The organism is Glycomyces halotolerans, assembly GCF_054779575.1.
Genome location: NZ_BAAGXZ010000001.1, coordinates 206812 through 227700 on the forward strand (window position 1 = coordinate 206812; position 20889 = coordinate 227700).

Consider the following 20889-nt stretch of genomic DNA (forward strand, 5'->3'; position numbering starts at 1 on the left):
AGTTGGCTCCGGACCAGTCCCTCAGACCTGCAGCACAACGGTGTTACCGCCCCGTTGAACCCTGTTACCGCGTGTTGGCGGCAACGCTGACGCCAACGCCGCCGAAGCATCCTGGCCCCCGTCCTGATAGGAGGTGATCGCGATGATGACCATGCGCAAGCTGGCCGCCGGCAACGCCTGGAAGTACCTGACCAAGTCCGTGGCCTCCGGCGACGTGCCCGGCGCAGCTTCGCCGGAAAACGGCGTGGAGACTGGCTACTACACGGCGCGCGGTAACCCGCCCGGAAGCTGGATGGGTGCGGGGCTGGGCGATCTCGGTCTCGCCGCTGGGGACATCGTCTCCGAGGCGCAGATGCGCGCGCTCTACGGCCAAGGGTGCCACCCCAACGCCAAGGACATCATCGCCGCCTACCTCGCCGCTCGCGTCCGCCCGGACACCGGTAACGACGAGTACGACCGGCTCACCAGTGAGGCCGCGAAGGTAGCCCGGCTGGGGCGGCGTTATCCGGTGTTCACCAACAAGCCCTTCGAGCAGCTCGTGGCCGATCGGCTCGGCCAGTTGCGGGCCGAGACCGGCCGCGAGCCCACTCCGGTCGAGGAGCGAGCGGCTCGGCGGTGGGCCGCGCGGCAGCAGCGCGCACCCGTGGCCGGATTCGATCTGACCGCGACGCCGCCGAAGTCGGTCTCGCTCCTGTTCGGTCTCGCCGAAGCGGCCGTCGCCAGGGAAGTCGTTGCCGCCCACCATGCCGCCGTCGCGCGGATGCTGGCCTATCTGGAAGCCAACGTCGCCTTCACCCGCACTGGCGCCGGCGGTGTCGCCCAGATCGAGACGACCGGGCTCATCGCTGCGGCCTTCGACCACTTCGACAACCGGGAGGGCGAGCCGAACCTCCACACCCATCTGGTCGTCGCCAACAAGGTCCTCGGCGTCGACGGCCGCTGGCGGTCGCTGGATGCCCGCGCCCTGCACCAGCACGCAGTGACCGCCTCGGAGGTGTATGACGCCGCGCTGCGCACCGAGCTGACCGAGCGGCTCGGCCTGGCCTGGGCCATCCGGCCCGACACCGCCGAGCACACCGCACCGGTGTGGGAGATCGCCGGTATCGATCCGGCTTGGATCTCCCACGCCTCCAGCCGCCGAAGGCAGATCACGGCCAGCCTCGCCTCGCGCCTGGCCGAATACGCTGCCGCGCACGGACGCCGACCGGCCGCTGGCGCCTACCGTGCCCTGGCCCGAGAAGCGAATCTCGCCACTCGCAAAGGCAAAGGTGAAGCCCGCCCGCTCACCGAGCTCCGCGCCGCTTGGCGTGCCGACTTCGCCCACACCTTCGGCCCGGCCGCACTCGCGGCCCTGGGCCGGCTCGGCCACCGCCGCTCGCCCCAACGAAGCGGTGCCATCGACCTTGACCGCATCGCCGCCGCCACAATCGACCAGGTCGGCGAGCACCGGTCGACATGGACCCGCGCGAACATCGAAGCGGCCGCCCTGCGCGCTCTCGCCCACGTCGGGCACCTGACACATGACGAACGCGAGCGCGTCCTGGCCCGGGTCACCGACATGATCCTTGGCGACGCGGTCGCGCTTAACGCCCCCGAACCCGCCAAGACCCCGCCTACCTTGCGCCGCTCCGACGGCACCTCCGTGTTCGTCCCACACGGCGCGACGCGCTACACCACCAGGGCCGTGCTCGATGCCGAGCAGCGCCTGCTCGACCTCGCCACCACCGCCGATCGCTTCGCCGCCCCCGATGCCCAGCAGATCGATGCGGCGTTGCGCGCCTTCGAGAATCGCCGCCGCGCACTCGACCCTGGACAACGTGCGCTCGCGCGCTCATTCGCCCTCGATACCCGTATGCTCGCGATCGGTATCGGACCGGCCGGAACCGGCAAGACGACCGCCATGAAGGCCCTCGCCGCTGCCCTCGACGCCACCGGTCGGCGCCTGATTCCCTGGCCACGTCAGGGGCCGCGGCGAAGATCCTCGCGGCCGACCTCGACAGGCCCGCCGAGAACCTCCACAAGTTCCTCGCCGAGCACACCACCAGCCCTTCGGCCACCGCACTCGCCTCCGGCGCACCAGTGCCGCCCGATGTCGAGCCCTGGCGGATCGGACCCGGTGACGTCATCGTGGTCGACGAAGCGGGCATGGCCGGCACCGCGCGACTCGATGCATTGGCACAGATCGCCGCCCGCCAGGGAGCGGCCGTGCGGCTCCTGGGCGATCACGCTCAACTCGCCGCCGTCGAAGCCGGCGGCATGCTGCGCCTGCTCGCCTCCGAGACCGAGCACTTCGAACTCGGAGCTCTGCACCGCTTCACCGACCCGACCGAAGCCGCCGCCACCCTCCAGGTGCGCAACGGCGACGCCACCGCGCTCGACTTCTACGCCCGATCCGGCCGCCTGCACGCCAGCGACCGCGAGGCGATGATCGACGCGGTCTACACCGCCTGGAAGTCCGACCGCGACCGCGGATCTCGAACGCTGATGATCGCCGTAACCAACCGCGACGTCGCCGACCTCAACGCCCGTGCCCGAACCGACCTCGTCGCCGAAGGCACCGTCGACCCAGCGGGCGTTCGCCTGCGCGATGGCAACCTGGCCGGGAGAGGCGACCGCATCGTCACCCGCAGACCCGAACGGCGCCTGACTTCGACCACCGGCGACTTCGTCCGCAACGGCGAGACCTGGCCCGTCACCGCGCACCGGCCCGACGGGGCGCTCGAGGTCCGCCGCGAGCGAGGCGGCGACCGACTCACCCTCCCCGCCGACTACGTCAACGCCCACGTCGAACCCGCGTACGCCACCACCGCGCACCGCGCCCAGGGCGCGTCGGTCGACACCGCCCACGTCCTGGCCGACGGTACCTTCGACCGCGGCGCGCTCTACTCCATGGAGACCCGCGCCGCGCACCGCACCGACCTCTACACCGTGATCGCGCCCGGAGCCGACACGACCGACCCTGTCGACGCCGCACGCGCCACCCTGGCGAACGCCCTCGAGCACGACAGCGCCGACCAATCCGCAACCGAGACCATCCGGAGCGCCTTCGACCGCGCCGACAGCCTCGCCGAGCTCCTGCCCCGCATCACGTACACCGCCGCCCAGCTACCGCACGACGAAGGCGCCGAACCAGTCCCACTCCACGCCGCCATCCCGTGGAAACGGCTCGCCCCCGCCGAACCGGCTGCGGCTGACTCACTGCTCGGCGAGCACCTCGATGAACTCCTCGAAGCCGTCGACTCCCGCGTCGAAGCACTCACGGCCACCGCGCTCGCCGATCAACCCCAGTGGGTCCGATCTCTCGGCCCCGTGCCCTCATCGCCCCGCGGGCAAGAAGTCTGGCGCGGGCTCATCAGCATCATCGCCGCCTGGCGCGACGCGGCCACCGTCACCGGCGATGAACCGTGCGGGCCATGGGTGCCGCGCCATGAACCCGAGTACGCCGGATACCAGGCAGCCCACACCGCAGCTAAGGGGGCCAGACGCATCGCAGCGAATGAATCCCGAGGACACAACGACGTCGCTCAAGCAGCGAACCGTCCCGGTCATGTCGTGGCCCTGGCCTTCCCGACCGGAGCTGAGGCCGCTCCACCGAGCCACGACTGGGCCCGGCCGGCAACTCCCGAGCCGCCGACATACCATCGCAGCCACGGCTTCAGCCGCTAACTCCGCCAGAGCGGCCCGACACCGGGAGACAGCAGAGTCCGCTCTTGCGATGACCCGCTGAGGCCGGCCCTGAAGCCCCAACAGCCGCATGGCCTTAGCCAGACGCACAAACGGGGGGTGCGAGCTTCTACGGCCAGCTGAGAACGATTCTTCGAACATCGACTCGTTTTTGATACGTATGTGGCACCAGAAGGGCTGATGTGATGTCGGATTGCCCGACCGCGAGACAGGTTGCCGAACCACCGTGACGAAGTCCGGACCACGACACGAGGGCTTGCCACGCCATCCGTCAAGGCGTGGACACGCCTCTCGGGCCCGGCAATTGCCAATGCATTCAGTCAGAGGAGCCGAGAATGCGTCGCTTCTGCTGATTGAACTCCTCCTGCGTGATCAAACCTTTGCTGAGCAGCTCTCCGAACTTCGCTAGCTCGGTAGCTGCCGAGCCGCTAGGCGGCACTCGGGGCGCACCGGCGCGAATGCGACCCTGCACGAGGTTGGCGAATGCCTGAAGAGGGTCGTCGCGTATCCGCGCGACTTCCACTGCGTTGCCCGATGAAAAGAAACGGTAAGTATACCCGAATAGTAGCTTTTCTGACTGAAAACTCGAAATACTCTCATATGGGAAGCTTTCGAATCGATGTCGTTGGCTGACTCGCAGTTCGAACAGAACCAGGCGCCAGTCAGTGGCGATGAGAACCGCTGCAGGATGTGCCAGTACTCCCGTCGACATGATTCGGCCTGAAACCACGTCATCGACTCGCTCGCCGTGAGCGAGGTACTTCTTGGCTTCGGCGACCCACATCTCGGTGAACAGTGCCATGCTTTCAGTATCCGAGCGTCAACCCGACCGTGTCGCTGAATGGCCGATCAACAAGGCTCGGGAGCATCGGAACTGAAGGGATTGGCCAGTCTCCGGATTGAGGACCACTTCGGTGGCGATCCCGGCCCGCTCGGCGAGCTCCGCCGCGGCGATCCCTTCAGCGCTGGAGGACGCCATGGTCGATCGCTCCTGGACTCCGCTCGTTTTCACAGGTGTTGTACCGGAAACACGTTCAGGCCAGTTTCGCTGCATCCTTCCACCCACCGTCGGCGCGTTGGAGGCGGTGCTCGAGAGAGCCGATGCGCCTGCCAAAATCGCTGTCCACGACGTCAGCCGGCCGTCATGGCCGGACGGGCGACACTCGAGCGGGGCCGCCCGAGAGGGCCCGCAAGCACTTCTGACAAATGGGATTGTGGACAGACTGGCCATGGCATCGTCCATGAACTGGTTTGGCCACGTTGACATCGACCCTGGCCACGCCATAGTTCAAACTCTCGTACGTGTAATCGAATTACCAGGTCAGACGCTTCGAATTGAACTTCTAATCCGACGGTCGCAGGTTCGAATCCTGCCTGGCGCGCAACGTCCGCCCAGGTCAGAGCCTTAACCACCAGAATTCGACCATCGGCTCGCGTCGCGGCTCCCGAGACGGCGACATGCCTCGTGGTCACTGCGATGAACCGAACCTCGCGGTCGCGCGACGCGCTGCCGCTCGCGCGTGAAAGGTGCACCGCGGCGTGGCCGCTCGGGTATGCTCGAACCGCCGATCGCAGCCTTGAACCGGCCCTGTCGATCCCGGACGAGGTGCTACATTGCCGGGCACATGGAAACCGCACATCATGCGCCAGAAGTACCGGCTCGCGACCCGCGCGCCGAAGGCCGACCACCTCTTCGAGAGCCGCTGGGCACGCATTCGGGGGATCCGGCTGCATTACCGATCGTCCCGGAGCGCCGCGCCGGGCGCTACGCCGGTCGTTCTGGTGCACGGTATGGCGCTATCGCACCGGTACCTCATGCCGCTCGCCGCTCACTTGACGCCTCGATACGCCGTTCGCGCGATCGATCTGCCCGGTTTCGGGCTCAGCGGCAAGACCGGCACGGTGCCGCGCGTGCCCGATTTCGCCGACTGGCTCGCAGACTGGCTGACCGCTACCGGCGACGCCCCGGCCGTCTTCCTCGGCAACTCCTTCGGCACCCAGGTCACCGTCGACCTCGCCGTCCGATACCCGCGACTCGTCCGAAGTCTGGTCATCGTCGGACCCACCATGGATCCGCACGCGCGCACCATGCCGCGGCAGGTGCTGCGCTGGCTGGCCGGCCTCCCCCGCGAAGACCCGTGCCAACTGCCGATCCTCGTCCGCGACCTCCTCGACGCAGGACCGTTCCGGGTCGTGCGGACCTTCCGCCGAGCGCTGCGCGATCCCATTGAAGAGAAGTTGCCCCACGTCCAGGCGCCCACCCTCGTCGCCCGCGGCGAGCATGAAGCGGTCGCCTCCCAACGCTGGGCCGAACAGGCGGTCGGGCTTCTGTCGCGAGGCGAACTCGCCGTCGTCCCGAACAGCCCCCACGGTGTGCCGTACACCGCCGCCGCAGAACTCGCCGCCATCGCGTTGCCGTTCCTCGACCGCACCTCCCGCCGACCTCCCCATGAGAGGGCGCCCCTGCGGCGTCCGCCTTCCCGCTGGTAGGGCCTCGGTGTGACTTCTCCGGCTGGTGTGTCAGAGGTCTTCGAAGGTGACGCCCACGATGCCGTCCTTGCCGGCCAGGTGCGAGGTCAGGTCGGCGACCGATCCGCGCCCGTGGAGCGTGAGCGTGGTGGTCCGCTCGTGGTCTTCCATGCCTTTCTCCGGACTGATCTCGGTGACGGTGAACCCCGCGGCGGTGCACGTCGAGAGCGCTTCGGTGAGCGCGGAGGTCGAGCGGTAGGTCAGATGAAGCTTGCCGGCGTGCCTGGCGTGGCGGGCGATCATCCGCTCGATCGGGTTCAGGCCGGCCACCACGAGCAGGTGGAGCGCGGTGACGCTGATGGCCAGCAGCGGCAGCCCGGCGGCGCTGGACATGGCGATGGCGGTGGTGACCCAGATCGAGGCGGCCGTGGTCATGCCGAACACGAGGTTCCGGTGGATGAAGATCACGCCGGCGCCCAAGAAGCCGATGCCGGCCACGACCTGCGCGGCGACGCGGGCCGGGTCGACGCCGGGGGTGCCGGGGACGGTGTCGAACCCCCAGCGGCCCGCGGCGACGAACAGCGCGGCGCCCACGGCGATGAGCGCGTGGGTGCGCATCCCCGCGGCCTTGCCCTGATATTCGCGTTCGGCTCCGACCAGGATTCCCAGTCCGAGCGCCAGTGCGAGGAGGCCGAGCTGGCTCCAGAACTCCATCGGCGGTCCTTCCAGCGGCCTAGCGGCCCGGCATCATCTCCCGTGCCTTGACCTTGGCGCCCTCTACGAACACCCGCCAGGCGTCCGGGTCGCCCTTCAGCAGGGCCTGGGTGGTCGATTTGACCTGGTCGAGGGTGGCATGGGGCGGAATCGGCGGCACATTGGGGTCGCAGTGGACGTCCATGACGACCGGCCGGTCGGCCGCGAAGGCCCGGTCCCAGGCGGCGCCGAGGGCCTCCGAGTCTTCGACGGTGATGCCCTCGAGGTCGACCGAGCGGGCGAAGTCGGCGTAGGAGATCCGCGGCACGCCCTGCGACTCCTCGAACTTCGGCGACCCGACCATCGACCGCAGCTCCCAGGTGACCTGGTCGAGGTCGGCGTTGTTGAACACGCACACGATCAGCCGCGGGTCCTCCCACCGGTCCCGGTAGCGCGAGGCGGTGATGAGCTCGGCCATGCCGTTCATCTGCATCGCGCCGTCGCCCACCAGGGCGACGGCGGGCCGCTCGGGGTGGGCGAACTTCGCGCCGATCGCGTACGGCACCGCCGGGCCCATGGTCGCGAGCGTGCCCGACAGGGATCCGCGCATGCCGCCGCGCATCTTGAGGTTGCGGGCGTACCAGTTGGTCGACGAACCGGAGTCGGCGGTGACGATCGCGTTGTCGGGGATGCGCTCGGAGAGTTCCTGGACGACCCGCATCGGGTTGACCGGGTGGGCCTCGATCATGGCCTGCTGTTCGAGCGTCTCCCACCAGGAGGCGACGTTGCTCTCGATCGTCTGGCGCCAGCGGTCGCGGGGGCGCCGGTCGAGCTTCGGCACCAGCGCGCCGAGCGTGGCCTTGGCGTCGCCGATGAGGTTGAGCTCGGTCGGGTACCGCAGTCCCACCATCGCGCCGTCCAGGTCGATCTGGACGGCCTTGGCCTGGCCGAAGTCGGGCAGGAACTGGGTGTACGGCATGTTCGAGCCGACGATGAGCAGCGTGTCGCAGTCGCGCATCATCTCGTAGCTCGGCCTGGTGCCCAGCAGCCCGATCGCGCCGGTGACGAACGGCAGGTCGTCGGGCAGCACGTCCTTGCCGAGGAGCGCTTTGGCCACGCCGGCGCCGGTGGCGTCGGCGACGTTCTGGACCTCTTCGGCCGCCCCGCGCGCGCCCTGGCCGACCAGGATGGCGACCCGCTCTCCGGCGTTGAGGATCTCGGCGGCGCGGTCGAGGTCGTCGGCCGGCGGCAGCACGGAGGCGTGGACGGGCCCCGGCTCGCTGGAGGGCACGTGCTTGAACTCGTGCTGCGGCGGCTCGTAGTCCTCCTCTTGGAGGTCGGCGTGGATGATGACCGCCGTCGGCGCCCGATGGGCCTCGGCGGTGCGGAAGGCGCGGTCGATCGCGATCGGAAGCTGCTCGGAGACCTCGACTTCTGCGAGGTAGTCGGAGGCGACGTCCTTGAACAGGGCGTGGAGGTCGACCTCCTGCTGGGAACTGCCGCCCATGCTGGTGCGGGCGACCTGTCCGACGATGGCGACCAGGGGGACGTGGTCGAGCTTGGCGTCGTAGAGGCCGTTGAGGAGGTGGATGGCGCCGGGGCCGGAGGTGGCCAGGCAGACGCCGGGCTTGCAGCTGAACTTGGCGTATCCGACGGCTTGGAAGGCGGACATCTCCTCGTGCCGGGACTGCACGAACCGGGGCTGGTCGTCGGCTTCGCCGAAGGCGGAGATGATGCCGTTGATGCCGTCGCCCGGATAGCCGAAGACCTGTTCGACGCCCCACTCCCGCAGGCGCTCGAGTACGTAATCCCCCACTGTCGCCATAGTTGGCCCCCCTGTGTTCGCCGTCCGGACGCGATGATGGCCCCGGATACCCGGCGGAGGGCGAGGTCAATCCTCGGCGGGTCCGGCCAGCAGGTCGGTCTCCCAGCCGTCGGGGCCCTCGCCCGGACCGCGGTCGCCTTTGACGAGCCGGTAATACTCGGCGCCGGCGGCCTCGGCTCCGAGCCGCTCGCCGAGGACGGTGAGCCAGTCGCCTGCCGCGACCTGGGTCGGGTAGGCGCGCATGGCGGCCAGCTTCCGTTCGGCCGCTTCGCGGTCGCCGCGGACGCAGGCGTCGACCTCCTCGTCGGGGGCGCCGAACGGCAGCTCGTCGACCGAGTCGATGTCCGCGAACGGGTTGTCGCTGGCGCTCTTGAACAGCTCGAAGTGCGCTTCGAGGGCGCTTCTGGGGGTGGTGGTCCAGTAGATCTTGCGCACCTCGTGGGCGGGTCCGAGCTCGGGTCGGAAGTCCGCGGCGGCCAGTTCGGCGGCCCGCATGGCCGCGCGGTGGGCCTGGATGTGGTCGGGGTGTCCGTAGAAACCGTTGGGGTCGTAGGTGACCAGTACTTCGGGCCGGCGGTCGCGGATGATCGCGACCAAGAGGGCGGCGGCCTCGTCGACGTCGGCGTTCCAGAAGGCGCGGGGATGGTCGTTGGAGGGCTCGCCCATCATCCCGGAGTCGCGCCAGCGGCCGGGCCCGCCGAGGAACTGGCAGTCGTCGACGCCGAGCTCGGCGGTGGCGTGCCGGTACTCCCAGTAGCGGAAGCCGCCGAGCTGGTCGGCCTCGGCGGCGGCGAGCATCGAGAGCTCCGGCACCCGCACTTCGCCCTCTTCGCCGAGGGTGCAGGTGACGACCGTGACGCGTGCGTCGGCCCTGGCGGCGTAGTGGGCGATCGTGGCGCCGGTGCCGATGGTCTCGTCGTCGGGGTGGGCGTGGACGAACAGGATGCCGCGTTCGGTCATCCGACTAGGGTAACCGCGCGCCGAACTTCCCAAGAGGAGACACAGGCCACACTCGCATCTCGGGTAAACACTGAACGCTACAGAAACATCATGAATTTTGCTCGATATTGTGATGAACCCCATGTCCTGAGGCGCAGGCGATGACGTTATCCTGCGCTGAGCGAGCACTCGATGGCCCGCCTTGTCCGGATTCTCTACTCGGCGCGACCGACCCATGGCTCGCAGGACTCGCCGAACGGGCGCACGGGCCGCGCATCGACCCAGCGAAGGGGCGCTGATGACCACCACCGACGACACCGACGTCACCTCTCCGCCGCGCGCGGCGATCAGCGCGCGCAACCTCCGGACCGACAACTGGATGCGCGGTCCGATCCTCACCGTCATCGGACTCACCGTCTGGGTCGCGTACGCGACCTTCCGCGTCTTCTACCAAGGCGACTACTGGGTCGCCGACTACCACTACCTGACGCCGTTCTACTCGCCGTGCGTCTCCGAGGGCTGCATCCCCGACTCGGCCCACTTCGGACGGGTCCTGCCGGACCACCCGCTCATCCCCTACGCGGCCCTGAGCCTGCCGTTCCTGCTGGCCTTCCGACTCACCTGCTACTACTACCGCAAGGCCTACTACCGGGCGTTCTGGCTCTCGCCGCCGGCCTGCGCCGTGCCCGACGGCCACGCCCGCTACACCGGCGAGACCCGCTTCCCGCTCGTCGGGCAGAACCTCCACCGCTACTTCTTCTACGCGGCGTTCCTGATCTCGGCCATCAACACCTACGACGCGATCCTGGCGTTCCACTCACCGCAGGGCTTCGGCTTCGGCCTGGGCAACCTGGTGCTGCTGGCCAACGTGGTCCTGCTGTGGTGCTACACGCTCGGATGCCACTCGTGCCGCCACGTCATGGGCGGACGCCTGCGCCACTTCTCCAAGCACCCGGTCCGCTACCGCATGTGGACCATGACCAGCGTCCTCAACGCCCGCCACATGATGTGGGCCTGGATCACGCTCGCCTCCCTGGCGCTGACCGACCTCTACGTCATGGCCGTCGCGGCCGGCTGGATCAGCGACCTCCGGTTCGTGAACTAACAGAGCATCGAATAAGAGGGCATACATCACATGAGCGATTCCACATCGGCTGACGTCGAGCGGCTGGCCTGCGACGTCCTCATCATCGGCGCCGGCGGCGCCGGCCTCCGCGCCGCCGTCGAGGCCCGCCTGGCCGGCAAGTCCGTCATCGTCCTCTCCAAGTCCCTGTTCGGCAAGGCGCACACCGTCATGGCCGAAGGCGGCGCGGCCGCGGCGATGGGCAACGTCAACTCGCGCGACAGCTGGAAGGTCCACTTCCGCGACACCATGCGCGGGGGCAAGTTCCTCAACAACTACCGGATGGCCGAGCTGCACGCCAAGGAAGCTCCCGAGCGGATCTGGGAACTCGAGACCTACGGGGCCCTGTTCGACCGGACCGCCGACGGCAAGATCAGCCAGCGCAACTTCGGCGGGCACGAGTACCCGCGCCTGGCCCACGTCGGCGACCGGACCGGCCTCGAGCTCATCCGCACGCTCCAGCAGAAGCTCGTCTCCCTGCAGCAGGAGGACAAGGCCGCCACCGGCGAGTACGAATCGATGCTCCGGGTCATCGACGAGACCACCGTCACCGAGCTCATCGTCGAGGGGAACGCGGTCAAGGGCGCCTTCGGCTACCGGCGCGACACCGGGCGCTTCCTGGCCATCGAGTCGCCCGCGATCGTGCTGGCCACCGGCGGGATCGGGCGCTCGTTCAAGGTCACCTCGAACTCCTGGGAGTACACCGGCGACGGCCACGCGCTGGCGCTCAAGGCCGGGGCGAGCCTGATCAACATGGAGTTCATCCAGTTCCACCCCACCGGGATGGTCTGGCCGCCGTCGGTGCGCGGCATCCTGGTCACCGAGTCGGTCCGCGGCGACGGCGGGGTGCTGAAGAACGCCGAAGGCAAGCGGTTCATGTTCGACTACATCCCCGAGGTGTTCAAGGCCCAGTACGCCGACAACCCCGACGAGGCCGACCGCTGGTACGACGACCCCGACCACAACCGCCGGCCGCCCGAGCTGCTGCCGCGCGACGAGGTGGCGCGGGCGATCAACTCGGAGGTCAAGGCCGGCCGCGGCAGCGAGCACGGCGGGGTCTACCTCGACATCGCCTCCCGGCGCGGCGCCGACTACATCATGAAGCAGCTGCCGTCGATGTACCACCAGTTCAAGGAGCTGGCCGACGTCGACATCACCGCCGAGCCGATGGAGGTGGGACCGACCTGCCACTACATCATGGGCGGGGTCGAGGTCGACGCCGACACCGCCGCCTCCAAGGTGGAGGGACTCTTCGCCGCCGGCGAGGTCTCCGGCGGCATGCACGGCTCGAACCGCCTGGGCGGCAACTCGCTGTCGGACCTGCTGGTCTTCGGCAAGCGGGCCGGCCAGTTCGCCGCCGAGCGGGCCGCGCGGGTGGCCGCGCCGAAGGTGACCGACGGCGAGATCGAGGCGGCGAGGGCGAACGCGCTGCGCCCGTTCGACAACGACGGTGAGAACCCCTATGAGCTGCAGGCGGCGCTCCAGGCGGTCAACGGCCGCCTGGTCGGCATCATCCGCCGCGCCGGCGAGCTGGAGGAGGCGCTGACCGAGCTGGAGGCCATGCGGCCGCGGATCGAGAACGTCGCGGCGACCGGCGGACTGGCCTACAACCCGGGCTGGCACCTGGCGCTGGACCTGGAGAACATGCTGCTGTGCTCGGTGGCGACCGCGAAGGCCGCGCTCGAGCGCGACGAGTCGCGCGGTGGCCACACGCGTGAGGACGCTCCGGGCATGGACCCGCAGTGGCGCAAGACGAACCTGGTCTCGACCCTCGAGGACGGCGAGGTGCGGCTGCGTCGCCAGCCGGTGCCGGCGATGCCGGCCGAGCTGCTGTCGCTGTTCGAGACCGGAGAACTGGGCAAGTACATGACCCCCGAGGAATACCAGCCCTCCAGCGGGACCGGGCCTGGCGAGGAAGGACAGGAGGAGGCCGAATGAGCACGAGGACCTTCCGAGTGTGGCGCGGCGACGCCGACGGCGGCGAGCTCGCGGAGTACGACGTCGAGGTCAACGAGGGCGAGGTGATCCTGGACGTCGTCCACCGCCTCCAGGCGGAGCAGGCCCCGGACCTGGCGGTGCGCTGGAACTGCAAGGCCGGCAAGTGCGGCTCGTGCTCGGCCGAGGTGAACGGGATGCCGCGGCTGATGTGCATGACGCGGATGAACCTGTTCGAGGAGGGCGAGACGGTGACGATCACGCCGCTGCGGACCTTCCCGGTGGTGCGCGACCTGGTCACGGACGTCTCGTTCAACTACGAGAAGGCCCGCGAGATGCCGGCGTTCGCCCCGCCGGCCGACCTGGCGCCCGGCGAGTACCGGATGCGGCAGGTCGACGTCGAGCGCGGGCAGGAGTTCCGCAAGTGCATCGAGTGCTTCTTGTGCCAGAACACCTGCCACGTGGTGCGCGACCACGAGGAGAACAAGCCGCCGTTCTCGGGTCCGCGGCTGTTCATTCGGGCCGCCGAGCTCGACATGCACCCGCTCGACGACCGCGACGACCGGCGGGACCTGGCCCAAGATGAGCAGGGTCTGGGCTACTGCAACATCACCAAGTGCTGCACGGAGGTCTGCCCCGAGAACATCCACATCACCGACAACGGGATCATCCCGATGAAGGAACGGGTGGCCGGCGACCGCTACGACCCGCTGGTGTGGCTGGGCCGCAAGATCTTCCGCAAGGACAAGAACCGGGAGAGCGAGCAGGCCTAGTCTTCAGACCCCGCGGACCTCAAGCATCGATTCGAGCGGTTCGAAGTCACGAGGGTTGCGGGTGTACAACGGCAGCCGATGACGGATTGCGATCGAAGCGATCATCATGTCCGCCACGTATTTGCGAGGTTTCCGGCCGGACTCGTGCACCAGGAGATGAACCGAACCGAAGGTCTGCGCGGAGATCTCGTCGAACGGAAGGGGATTCCGGAAGATCCGCTGGGTCCAGTTGAGCACCTGTTGCCGCCTGGCCTGCTCGTGCGGATCGTGCCGGGCGGCATTGGGGCCGGCATACAGTTCCGCAAGTGTCACCGTGCTGATCGCCCGGAATTCGGGGAGCATCGCGTCATCAAGGCGGGGGTAGTCAATGACGACCGAGGTGTCGAGCAGACCGAATTCCCGCTGAGATTCCGACTCAGGCATGACGCTCGTAAGGATCGCGGAAATCGCCTTCGACGGCCTCCTCCAAGTCGCGGCGCAGCCGCGTGAAGTCGATTTCAGGCAGAGCCGGTGCGCTGTTCCGCATGACCTCGGCTGCGACGAACGGGGATTCGTCGGCGATCGGAGTCAAGCGTGCCACGGGAGTGCCGTTCCGCGTGACAATGAATTCCTCGCCCTGTTCGGCCGCCCGCAGGAACTTGCCGCTTTCATTCCGCAGCTCGCGCTGGGTAATGGTTCGGTCCATAAGACGATCGTATCACTGGATTCGCAGGCGTGCTACATAACGCTACAGTCGTATTGCGGGTCTAGCGGCCGAGGTCGCCGAGGCCGCTGACGATGGATCTGAAGGCCGCCTCGGGGTCGGCGGCGAGCTCGGGCGGGAAGTTGCCGGAGACCAGCAGGCCGGCCGCTCCGTGGACCAGTGACCAGGCCGCCAGCGCCCGGCGGTCGTAGAGCACCCCGTTCTCGGCCGGGGCCGTTCCGAAGTAGAGCGTGTGCCGGGCCCGCTCGCGCGCCCGCTCCAGGTCGGGGTCGTCCTCGTGGAGCAGTTCGGGCCGGAACATCGTCTCGAAGTGGGCCCGGTGTTCGATCGCGAAGCGCAGGTAGGCCACGCCGACCTCGATGAAGTCCCCGGTCCGCTCCCAGGCCCGCTCGAGGGTTTGGGCGAACCGCTCGTAGCCCTGGACGGCGACGGCGGTCAGCAGTCCGGCCTTGTCGCCGAAGTGGTGCGCCGGGGCGGCGTGGGACACCCCGGCGCGCTTGGCGACCGCGCGCAGGCTGAGCGCGCTCGGCCCGGACTCGGCGATCGCCTCGACCGCGGCGTCGACGAGGGCGCGGCGGAGGTCGCCGTGGTGGTAGGTGCTGGTCATCGGTAGCACTCTATCGCAAATCTTGACATCGTCAAGATGACGACATATCTTGACAGTGTCAACTTCCGTTGGAAAGGTCCCGACCCATGCTTGAACTCAGCGAGTCCTCCCAGTCCATCGCCGCGATCGTGCTCCTCACCGTCGTCACCATCGAGTTCGGCGGCGCCTTCCTGCTCAGGATCGTCCGCGGCAGCGTGCCGATGACCGACTTCCAGAAGAGCTTCGCGCGGGCCGGGCACGCCCACGCCGGAGTGCTGGTGACGCTGGGACTGGTGTGCCTCATCCTGGCCGACGCCACCGACCTGACCGGCTTCGCCGGTTGGGTCGCCCGCGCCGGCGTGCCGCTGGCGGCGATCTTCATGTCGGCCGGATTCTTCCTGTCCTCGGCCGGCAGAGGCGTCGAGAAGCCGAACGGCCTCATCGTCCTGCTGTGGCTCGGCGCCGCCTCCTTGGCGGCCGGCACGCTGACGCTCGGAGTGGGCTTGTTGGCCGCCTGACGCCGCCGCTGAGCGGCGCGGTGAACGCCCAGCTAGGCTTGTTCACCGTGAAACTCAGCATCGGTATCGTCGGTCTGCCCAACGTCGGCAAGAGCACGCTCTTCAACGCGCTGACCCGTGCGGACATCCTGGCCGCGAACTATCCGTTCGCCACCATCGAACCCAACGTCGGCGTCGTCGCCGTCCCCGACGACCGGCTGCCGAAGCTGGCCGAGATCCACGACTCCGAGAAGATCATCCCGGCGACGGTGACCTTCGTCGACATCGCCGGCCTGGTCAAGGGCGCCTCCGAGGGCGCGGGCAAGGGCAACCAGTTCCTGTCGAACATCCGGGAGTGCTCGGCGATCGCACAGGTGGTGCGCGTCTTCGAGGACGGCAACGTCACCCATGTCGACGGCAGGATCTCCCCGCTGGACGACATCGAGACGATCAACACCGAGCTCATCCTCGCCGACCTCCAGACGATCGACAACGCCCTGCCGCGCCTGGAGAAGGAGGCGCGCATGGACAAGTCGAAGCAGGCCAAGGTCAAGGCCGTACAGGAGGCCCGGGAGGTGCTCGACTCGGGCAGGACGGTGTTCGCCGCCGGACTCGACACCGAGCTGCTCTACGACCTGCACCTGCTGACCGCCAAGCCGTTCATCTACGTGTTCAACGTCGATGAGGACCAGGTCGGCGACGAGGAGCTGGCCGCGAAGCTGCGCGAACTGGTGGCCCCGGCCGAGGCGGTCATCCTCGACGCCAAGTTCGAGTCCGAGCTGATCGACCTCGACGCCGACGAGGCCCGCGAGCTGCTGGAGTCCACCGGCCAGACCGAGCCGGGCCTGGACCGCCTGGCGAGCGTGGGCTTCTCGACTCTGGGCCTGCAGACCTACCTGACGGCCGGGCCGAAGGAGGCCCGCGCCTGGACGATCCCCAAGGGCGCCACGGCCCCCGAGGCCGCCGGTGAGATCCACACCGACTTCCAGCGCGGTTTCATCAAGGCGGAGATCGTCTCCTTCGACGACCTCGTGGAGGCCGGGAACATGCAGGCGGCCAAGGCCGCCGGGAAGGTCCGCATGGAGGGCAAGGACTACGTCATGGCCGACGGCGACGTGGTCGAGTTCCGCTTCAACGTGTAGTCGCGTTCCGATGCAACGCCTGGATCGCGCGATCAGCCCGTCACCGACGCAGCTGCCATGTACTCACGTCGCACTGCTCATTGGTGTTGTCCCCCGTCGCGACAACGGTTCCGTCGACGAGGAGCCCGAGCGTATGCGTTGACCCGGCCGCGATCGCCGTGACGTCGCTCCAGCCTTCCACATCGCATTGGCCGAAGCGATTGTCGCCGACGGCCCGCACCGTCCCGTCGGCGCTCAGCGCAACCGTGTGATAGCTGCCTGCCGCCACTGCCGCCGTGCCTCTCCACTGAGCGACGTCGCACTGCCCCGATCCGCTCTCGCCGGTGGCGACGGCCGTGCCGTCGTCCCGCAATCCGACTGTGTGCAGGTAACCGGCGGAGATGCCGATCAGGTTTCGCCATCCGCCGGTCTCGCACTGCCCGCGCTGGTTGTTGCCTGTGGCGAGTGCCGTGCCATCGTGGCGGACAGCGACGGAGTGCCAGTCTCCGCAAGCGATCGAGACGACCTCTCGCCATGCACCCACGTCACATTGGCCTTCTGCGTCGCGTCCGGTCGCCACCACGGTGCCGTCCGCCCGGAGGCCGAGAGTGGTTCTCCATCCGGCGGCGACGGCGGCGATCTCGCTCCATTCGACGACATCGATCTGGCGGTCGCTGTTCCATCCGGTGGCGAGGACGGTTCCGTCGGCGCGCAGCCCGATCGTGTGCGACCGACCGGTATTGCGTGCGGTATGCACGTTGCCGGCCGCGACGGCAATGACACCCGACCAGGACTCGACGTCGCATTCGCCGGCGTCGCCATTGCCGGCTGCTACGGCCGTCCCGTCATCACGGCACGCTACCGAGTGTCGGCGACCGGCGGCTAGGACGACCATGTGTGCTCCCGACGTCGTTGCTCGGACTCACGGTATATCCGCATCTCTCGTATCGATATCGGCGTGCGATGTCGCTCGGTGCCGGAACATGGTCGAGTTCCGGCGCAACGGCGCGACGTCTTGACATGCTGAGCAACATTGATAAGTTTAACTGTGAAATCGCTTACCAAGGCACGTGCAGCGCGCGAGCCCTCATCTGAGGAGCCGTATGACCATGCTCACACCTCTCCGGCGAAGCACCCGGCGAGCCCGGCAGGCGGCCCGCGGCGTCGCCGCGTCCGCGCTCGCCGGCCTGATGACGGTCACCGCCCTGACCGCCGCGCATCCCGCGGCCGCGGCGGACCTGCCACCCACCGGGCAGACGTTCGAGCACTACACACCGCTGAAAGAGGCCTATCAGGACTACTTCTCCTTCGGCATCTTCGGGGCCGGCGAGATCGACGGCCTGATCTACAACTACGCGTCCTACACCCCGGGCAATGAGATGAAACCCGAAAGCACCCAGGCGGTCAAGGGCGAGTTCACGTTCGACGCGGCGGACGCGGCAATGGCCAGGTACGCGGAGCGCAACCCCGACCTGAAGTTCTACGGGCACACCCTCACATGGCACTCCCAGACGCCCACCTGGATGTGGGACGCGCCCCCGGCCCGCTACGACCAGCCGGGCACGTTCGATCACGACGTGGCGCTCGACAACATGAACGCCCACATCGAAGGCGTCCTCGGGCGCTACGGCGGCGAGCTCGTGGCGATCGACGTCGTGAACGAGGCCGTGGGCACCGCGGACCCGGCCGACTGGCGCGCTTCACTGGCCAAAGGCGAGGGCTGGTACCAGGCGCTCGGCTCCGACTGGGTGGAGCTCGCGTTCCTGAAGGCCGCGGAGGTGGTCGACGCCAACGGCTGGGACGTGCAGCTCACCTACAACGACTTCGGGCTGGACTCCCCTGAGAAGGCGCGCGTGGTCTACGAGATGGTGAAGGACATCAACGAGCGCTACGAAGGCGTCCGCCCGAACGGCAAGCCGCTGATCGAGGTGATCGGCATGCAAGGCCACTACAACCTCGACACCGATGTCGCAGCCGTCGAGAGCAACATCAAGCTCTTCGCATCGCTGGGCAACGTGGAGGTCAACGTCACCGAGATGGACATCGCCCTCCCGCCCGGCACCCTGACGCCCGAGAACGAGAACAACCAGGGCATGAAGTACGCCGAGCTGTTTCAGGTCTACCGCGACCACGCGGACGGCCCGGCCAACACGACGAGCAACCCGCACGTGATCACCGCCGTGAAGCTGGCCGGCGTCCGCGACGTTCGCACCGGATGGAAGGGCGGCGAGTTCGCCATGCCCTACGACTACGACGGCAACGCCAAGGACGCGCTGCTGGGCATCCTGTACCCCGCGGAATTCCTCGCCACGCACGACTACATCGAGACCCCCGGAGGAGAGGAGCCCGCATCGGTCCCGGGCGTCCACGTCTTCGACACCTCGAAGGGCGACTCCTGGAGCGGCGCCAACATCGTCCTGGGCGACGACGCCTCGGTCTGGCCGTGGTCCACCACCGACGGCGGCGAGGTCGCCTTCCGCCCCGAACCGGGGGAGACCTACCGCTTCACCGTGAACTACACCCCCAAGGGCACGACGGCGATCCGCGTCCGGTGGATCAAGGACAACACCAACGGCGGTTACACGAGCGGCGACGGAGCGGTGGTCAACGACCACCAGTACGGGGCCGACGAGGTGGCCACGTTCGTCCCCGCGTACTTCAACAGCGGCATGGTCAACATGGGCACGTACGACCTGGTCACGGAGATCACCCTCGACGGGACCCAGCCGGCCGACGCCCTCGTCGGCAACATCGCCATCCGCGGCGGCGGGGGAGGCAACGCCTTCTCGATCAACGGCATCACGGTGGAGAGGGTGAGCGGTGACGGTGAGCAGCTCCTCGTGAACTGGCCGGAGGGTATCCCCGAGGCGCCGAAGACGACGCTGCACTACCAAGGCAACAACTGGGTGACCGTCTCGCTGTCCGGCGAGGCCACGGACCCGGCCACCACCGCGCGCACCGAGTACCGGCTCGACGACGGCGACTGGGTCACCTACACCGAGCCGTTCGTGCTCAAGCGCTCGGACCGGCAGACCCTCACCTACCGCACTGTCGACTCCTTCGGCACCGCCGAACAGGACCGGTGCGTCACGTTCGCTCCCGGCAACGGCAGAGTGGACGTCGAGGTCGGCCCCGACACTGAGAGCACGTGCGGCTGACAAACCTGCTGCCTGCTGCTCGTGCCGGCGTGGCCGGCACGAGCAGCAGGAGCACCACGGCCTCCCCGCGGGCAGGGTCGACGAGTGCTCGTTCGCCCCGTCCTCAAGAGCCAGTCGGTCGCCTCGGATCTTGGGAATTCGAGGACCATCGCGGCTGAGTCCATCGACGGGTCAGGACCCGTCGACGTCTGCGCCGGATGCGCTATGGCGTTAGGGGCCATTCGAACTGCTCGAAGCGCTGCGCTGGGGCCGCGAGCACGACGAACCGCTTGGAAACGTCTCCAAAGGTACGATACGAAGCGTAATCCCGCTTGACACTGTGAGCCCCGAGCCGACGCCGCTCGACGTCGAAGGCCCAAGTCCCCCGACAGGAGACCCTTGGCATGTCCCGCATTTTCGCCGCCGTCGGCATCGTCTTCGGCACCGTGTTCGTGTTCCTCAACGCCGGCGGCCTCCCCGACCCCTGGGACGTGGCCGCCCGCGTGGCGGGCGCCGGGCTGGTCGCCGCGGCCGTGTGGTTCGGCTTGATCCGAAGCGGGTCCGACGGCGTGCGCTGGTCGGGCTCGTACCTGGGCTACTGGATCGCCGTCGGCGCCGAGGCCGTGGCGATTCCGGTCGGCGCGCAGGTGCTCGTCCGGGTACTGGACCGGCCCGACCTGGTGGTGCTGTGGGTGGTGTTCGTGGTCGGCGCCCACTTCCTCCCGGCCCGCGTGTTCGGCTTCGGACGCTTCGGGGAGCTGGGGGCGGCGATGATGGTGCTCGCGATCGTGGCCGGAGCGCTCCGGCTCGGCGCGGGAGCGGCATGGGCGCCTTCGGCGGCGGCGGTGCTGGCCGGCGTCGGCCTGCTCGTGTTCGCCGCAGTGCCGGCGCTGAGCCGGCCGAGCGCGGAGGCCGCGGCCGACACCGGGAGCTGACCCGATGCGGCCGTAATGCGGTGGGCCTAGTCCCCCTGCCCTCGCTTGAGCCAGCGCGGAAGGCGGCTCTTGGACAGGTGGGGGTCCTCTCTGGCGGCGAGGTGGCCCGCGATCGTGATGTAGGCGCTCTCGACCCGGCCGGCGAAGGTGACGTCGGTGAGGCTGAACCCGCCGTCGCGGGTCAGAACGATCTGCGTGGCCTCATCCGCCCTGCTGACATCCGGATGGACGCCGAGCGTGTCGGCGAAGATCTTGATCTGTTCGGCGAGCTCGGCGTGCTGGGATTCGTCGAGCGGCAACGTCCGCGTGAGGCGGTCGTCGTCCGCGACCCAGCCGTTGAGCTCCCTGAGTGCGTCCAGCAACACGTTGTCGTCTTGCTCCGTTCTCCCCATATGGCACCGTCGCCATCTGTGTCGGACGTGGGCTCGTGTCACCCTGGTGTGACCAGGCCACGTCCTATCAGTAAGGT

Annotated in this window: 17 protein-coding genes and 2 pseudogenes; 10 read left to right on the plus strand and 9 right to left on the minus strand. The window is 68.4% G+C overall.

What is annotated here, in order from left to right:
* Window positions 1-151 precede the first annotated feature (151 nt).
* Window positions 152-1936: pseudogene (gene mobF / locus ACYVL2_RS01070) on the plus strand (MobF family relaxase); the annotation flags it as partial.
* Between the two features lie 41 nt (window positions 1937-1977).
* Window positions 1978-3666: an ATP-dependent DNA helicase gene (locus ACYVL2_RS01075; protein ID WP_460539593.1), complete on the plus strand. Its 1689-nt coding sequence runs from the start codon at window positions 1978-1980 to the stop codon at window positions 3664-3666.
* Between the two features lie 334 nt (window positions 3667-4000).
* On the opposite strand, the gene ACYVL2_RS01080 is transcribed toward ACYVL2_RS01075, so the two are convergent.
* The gene (locus ACYVL2_RS01080; RefSeq protein WP_460539280.1) at window positions 4001-4486 is read right to left on the minus strand and encodes an SHOCT domain-containing protein; all 486 of its coding nucleotides are present in this window, start codon (window positions 4484-4486) and stop codon (window positions 4001-4003) included.
* Between the two features lie 839 nt (window positions 4487-5325).
* On the opposite strand from ACYVL2_RS01080, the gene ACYVL2_RS01085 reads away from it, so the two are divergent.
* Window positions 5326-6174 (plus strand): alpha/beta fold hydrolase, encoded by an 849-nt coding sequence (locus ACYVL2_RS01085; protein WP_460539282.1) that lies wholly within the window; start codon window positions 5326-5328, stop codon window positions 6172-6174.
* 30 nt (window positions 6175-6204) lie between these two features.
* Here ACYVL2_RS01085 and ACYVL2_RS01090 read toward each other — a convergent pair whose 3' ends face one another.
* From ACYVL2_RS01090 to mshB, 3 genes are all read right to left on the minus strand, one after another.
* Window positions 6205-6867: an MgtC/SapB family protein gene (locus tag ACYVL2_RS01090; protein ID WP_460539285.1), complete on the minus strand. Its 663-nt coding sequence runs from the start codon at window positions 6865-6867 to the stop codon at window positions 6205-6207.
* A 19-nt stretch (window positions 6868-6886) separates the two neighbouring features.
* The gene (locus tag ACYVL2_RS01095; RefSeq protein WP_460539287.1) at window positions 6887-8671 is read right to left on the minus strand and encodes a pyruvate oxidase; all 1785 of its coding nucleotides are present in this window, start codon (window positions 8669-8671) and stop codon (window positions 6887-6889) included.
* A gap of 66 nt (window positions 8672-8737) precedes the next feature.
* Window positions 8738-9631: a PIG-L family deacetylase gene (gene mshB / locus ACYVL2_RS01100; RefSeq protein WP_460539289.1), complete on the minus strand. Its 894-nt coding sequence runs from the start codon at window positions 9629-9631 to the stop codon at window positions 8738-8740.
* 277 nt (window positions 9632-9908) lie between these two features.
* Here mshB and ACYVL2_RS01105 point away from each other — a divergent pair, with 277 nt between their 5' ends.
* The 3 genes and pseudogenes from ACYVL2_RS01105 to ACYVL2_RS01115 all read left to right on the plus strand — a co-directional run.
* The gene (locus ACYVL2_RS01105) at window positions 9909-10715 is read left to right on the plus strand and encodes a hypothetical protein (RefSeq protein ID WP_460539292.1); all 807 of its coding nucleotides are present in this window, start codon (window positions 9909-9911) and stop codon (window positions 10713-10715) included.
* Between the two features lie 30 nt (window positions 10716-10745).
* On the plus strand, window positions 10746-12671 hold the full coding sequence (locus tag ACYVL2_RS01110; RefSeq protein ID WP_460539295.1) for a succinate dehydrogenase flavoprotein subunit: 1926 nt from the start codon (window positions 10746-10748) through the stop codon (window positions 12669-12671).
* Window positions 12668-13411, plus strand: a pseudogene (locus ACYVL2_RS01115) (succinate dehydrogenase/fumarate reductase iron-sulfur subunit); the annotation flags it as partial. The gene ACYVL2_RS01110 and the pseudogene ACYVL2_RS01115, both read left to right, overlap by 4 nt.
* 33 nt (window positions 13412-13444) lie before the next feature.
* Here the strand turns inward: ACYVL2_RS01115 and ACYVL2_RS01120 are convergent.
* The 3 genes from ACYVL2_RS01120 to ACYVL2_RS01130 form a co-directional block, all read right to left on the minus strand.
* Window positions 13445-13864 (minus strand): type II toxin-antitoxin system VapC family toxin, encoded by a 420-nt coding sequence (locus ACYVL2_RS01120; RefSeq protein WP_460539297.1) that lies wholly within the window; start codon window positions 13862-13864, stop codon window positions 13445-13447.
* Window positions 13857-14126, minus strand: coding sequence for a type II toxin-antitoxin system Phd/YefM family antitoxin (locus ACYVL2_RS01125; protein ID WP_460539299.1), 270 nt, complete (start codon window positions 14124-14126; stop codon window positions 13857-13859). Before ACYVL2_RS01125 ends, ACYVL2_RS01120 begins: the two co-directional genes overlap by 8 nt.
* 61 nt (window positions 14127-14187) lie before the next feature.
* Entirely contained in the window at window positions 14188-14751 is a 564-nt protein-coding gene (locus ACYVL2_RS01130; protein WP_460539301.1) for a TetR/AcrR family transcriptional regulator, read from the minus strand.
* 86 nt (window positions 14752-14837) lie between these two features.
* On the opposite strand from ACYVL2_RS01130, the gene ACYVL2_RS01135 reads away from it, so the two are divergent.
* Together ACYVL2_RS01135 and ychF are read left to right on the plus strand one after the other, a co-directional pair.
* Window positions 14838-15248: a hypothetical protein gene (locus ACYVL2_RS01135; protein WP_460539303.1), complete on the plus strand. Its 411-nt coding sequence runs from the start codon at window positions 14838-14840 to the stop codon at window positions 15246-15248.
* Window positions 15249-15295: 47 nt separating this feature from the next.
* Window positions 15296-16369, plus strand: a complete 1074-nt coding sequence (ychF, locus tag ACYVL2_RS01140) for a redox-regulated ATPase YchF (RefSeq protein WP_460539305.1) — start codon at window positions 15296-15298, stop codon at window positions 16367-16369.
* Between the two features lie 40 nt (window positions 16370-16409).
* Here ychF and ACYVL2_RS01145 read toward each other — a convergent pair whose 3' ends face one another.
* Window positions 16410-17243, minus strand: coding sequence for an RCC1 domain-containing protein (locus tag ACYVL2_RS01145; protein ID WP_460539308.1), 834 nt, complete (start codon window positions 17241-17243; stop codon window positions 16410-16412).
* A 214-nt stretch (window positions 17244-17457) separates the two neighbouring features.
* On the opposite strand from ACYVL2_RS01145, the gene ACYVL2_RS01150 reads away from it, so the two are divergent.
* Together ACYVL2_RS01150 and ACYVL2_RS01155 are read left to right on the plus strand one after the other, a co-directional pair.
* Entirely contained in the window at window positions 17458-19506 is a 2049-nt protein-coding gene (locus tag ACYVL2_RS01150) for an endo-1,4-beta-xylanase (protein ID WP_460539311.1), read from the plus strand.
* Window positions 19507-19889: 383 nt separating this feature from the next.
* Complete coding sequence (locus tag ACYVL2_RS01155) at window positions 19890-20420, plus strand: hypothetical protein (protein WP_460539313.1); 531 nt, start codon at window positions 19890-19892, stop codon at window positions 20418-20420.
* A 26-nt stretch (window positions 20421-20446) separates the two neighbouring features.
* Here the strand turns inward: ACYVL2_RS01155 and ACYVL2_RS01160 are convergent, their stop codons facing one another.
* A complete protein-coding gene (locus tag ACYVL2_RS01160) occupies window positions 20447-20785 on the minus strand; it encodes a 4a-hydroxytetrahydrobiopterin dehydratase (protein ID WP_460539316.1) in 339 nt (112 codons plus the stop codon).
* Window positions 20786-20889: the final 104 nt, after the last annotated feature.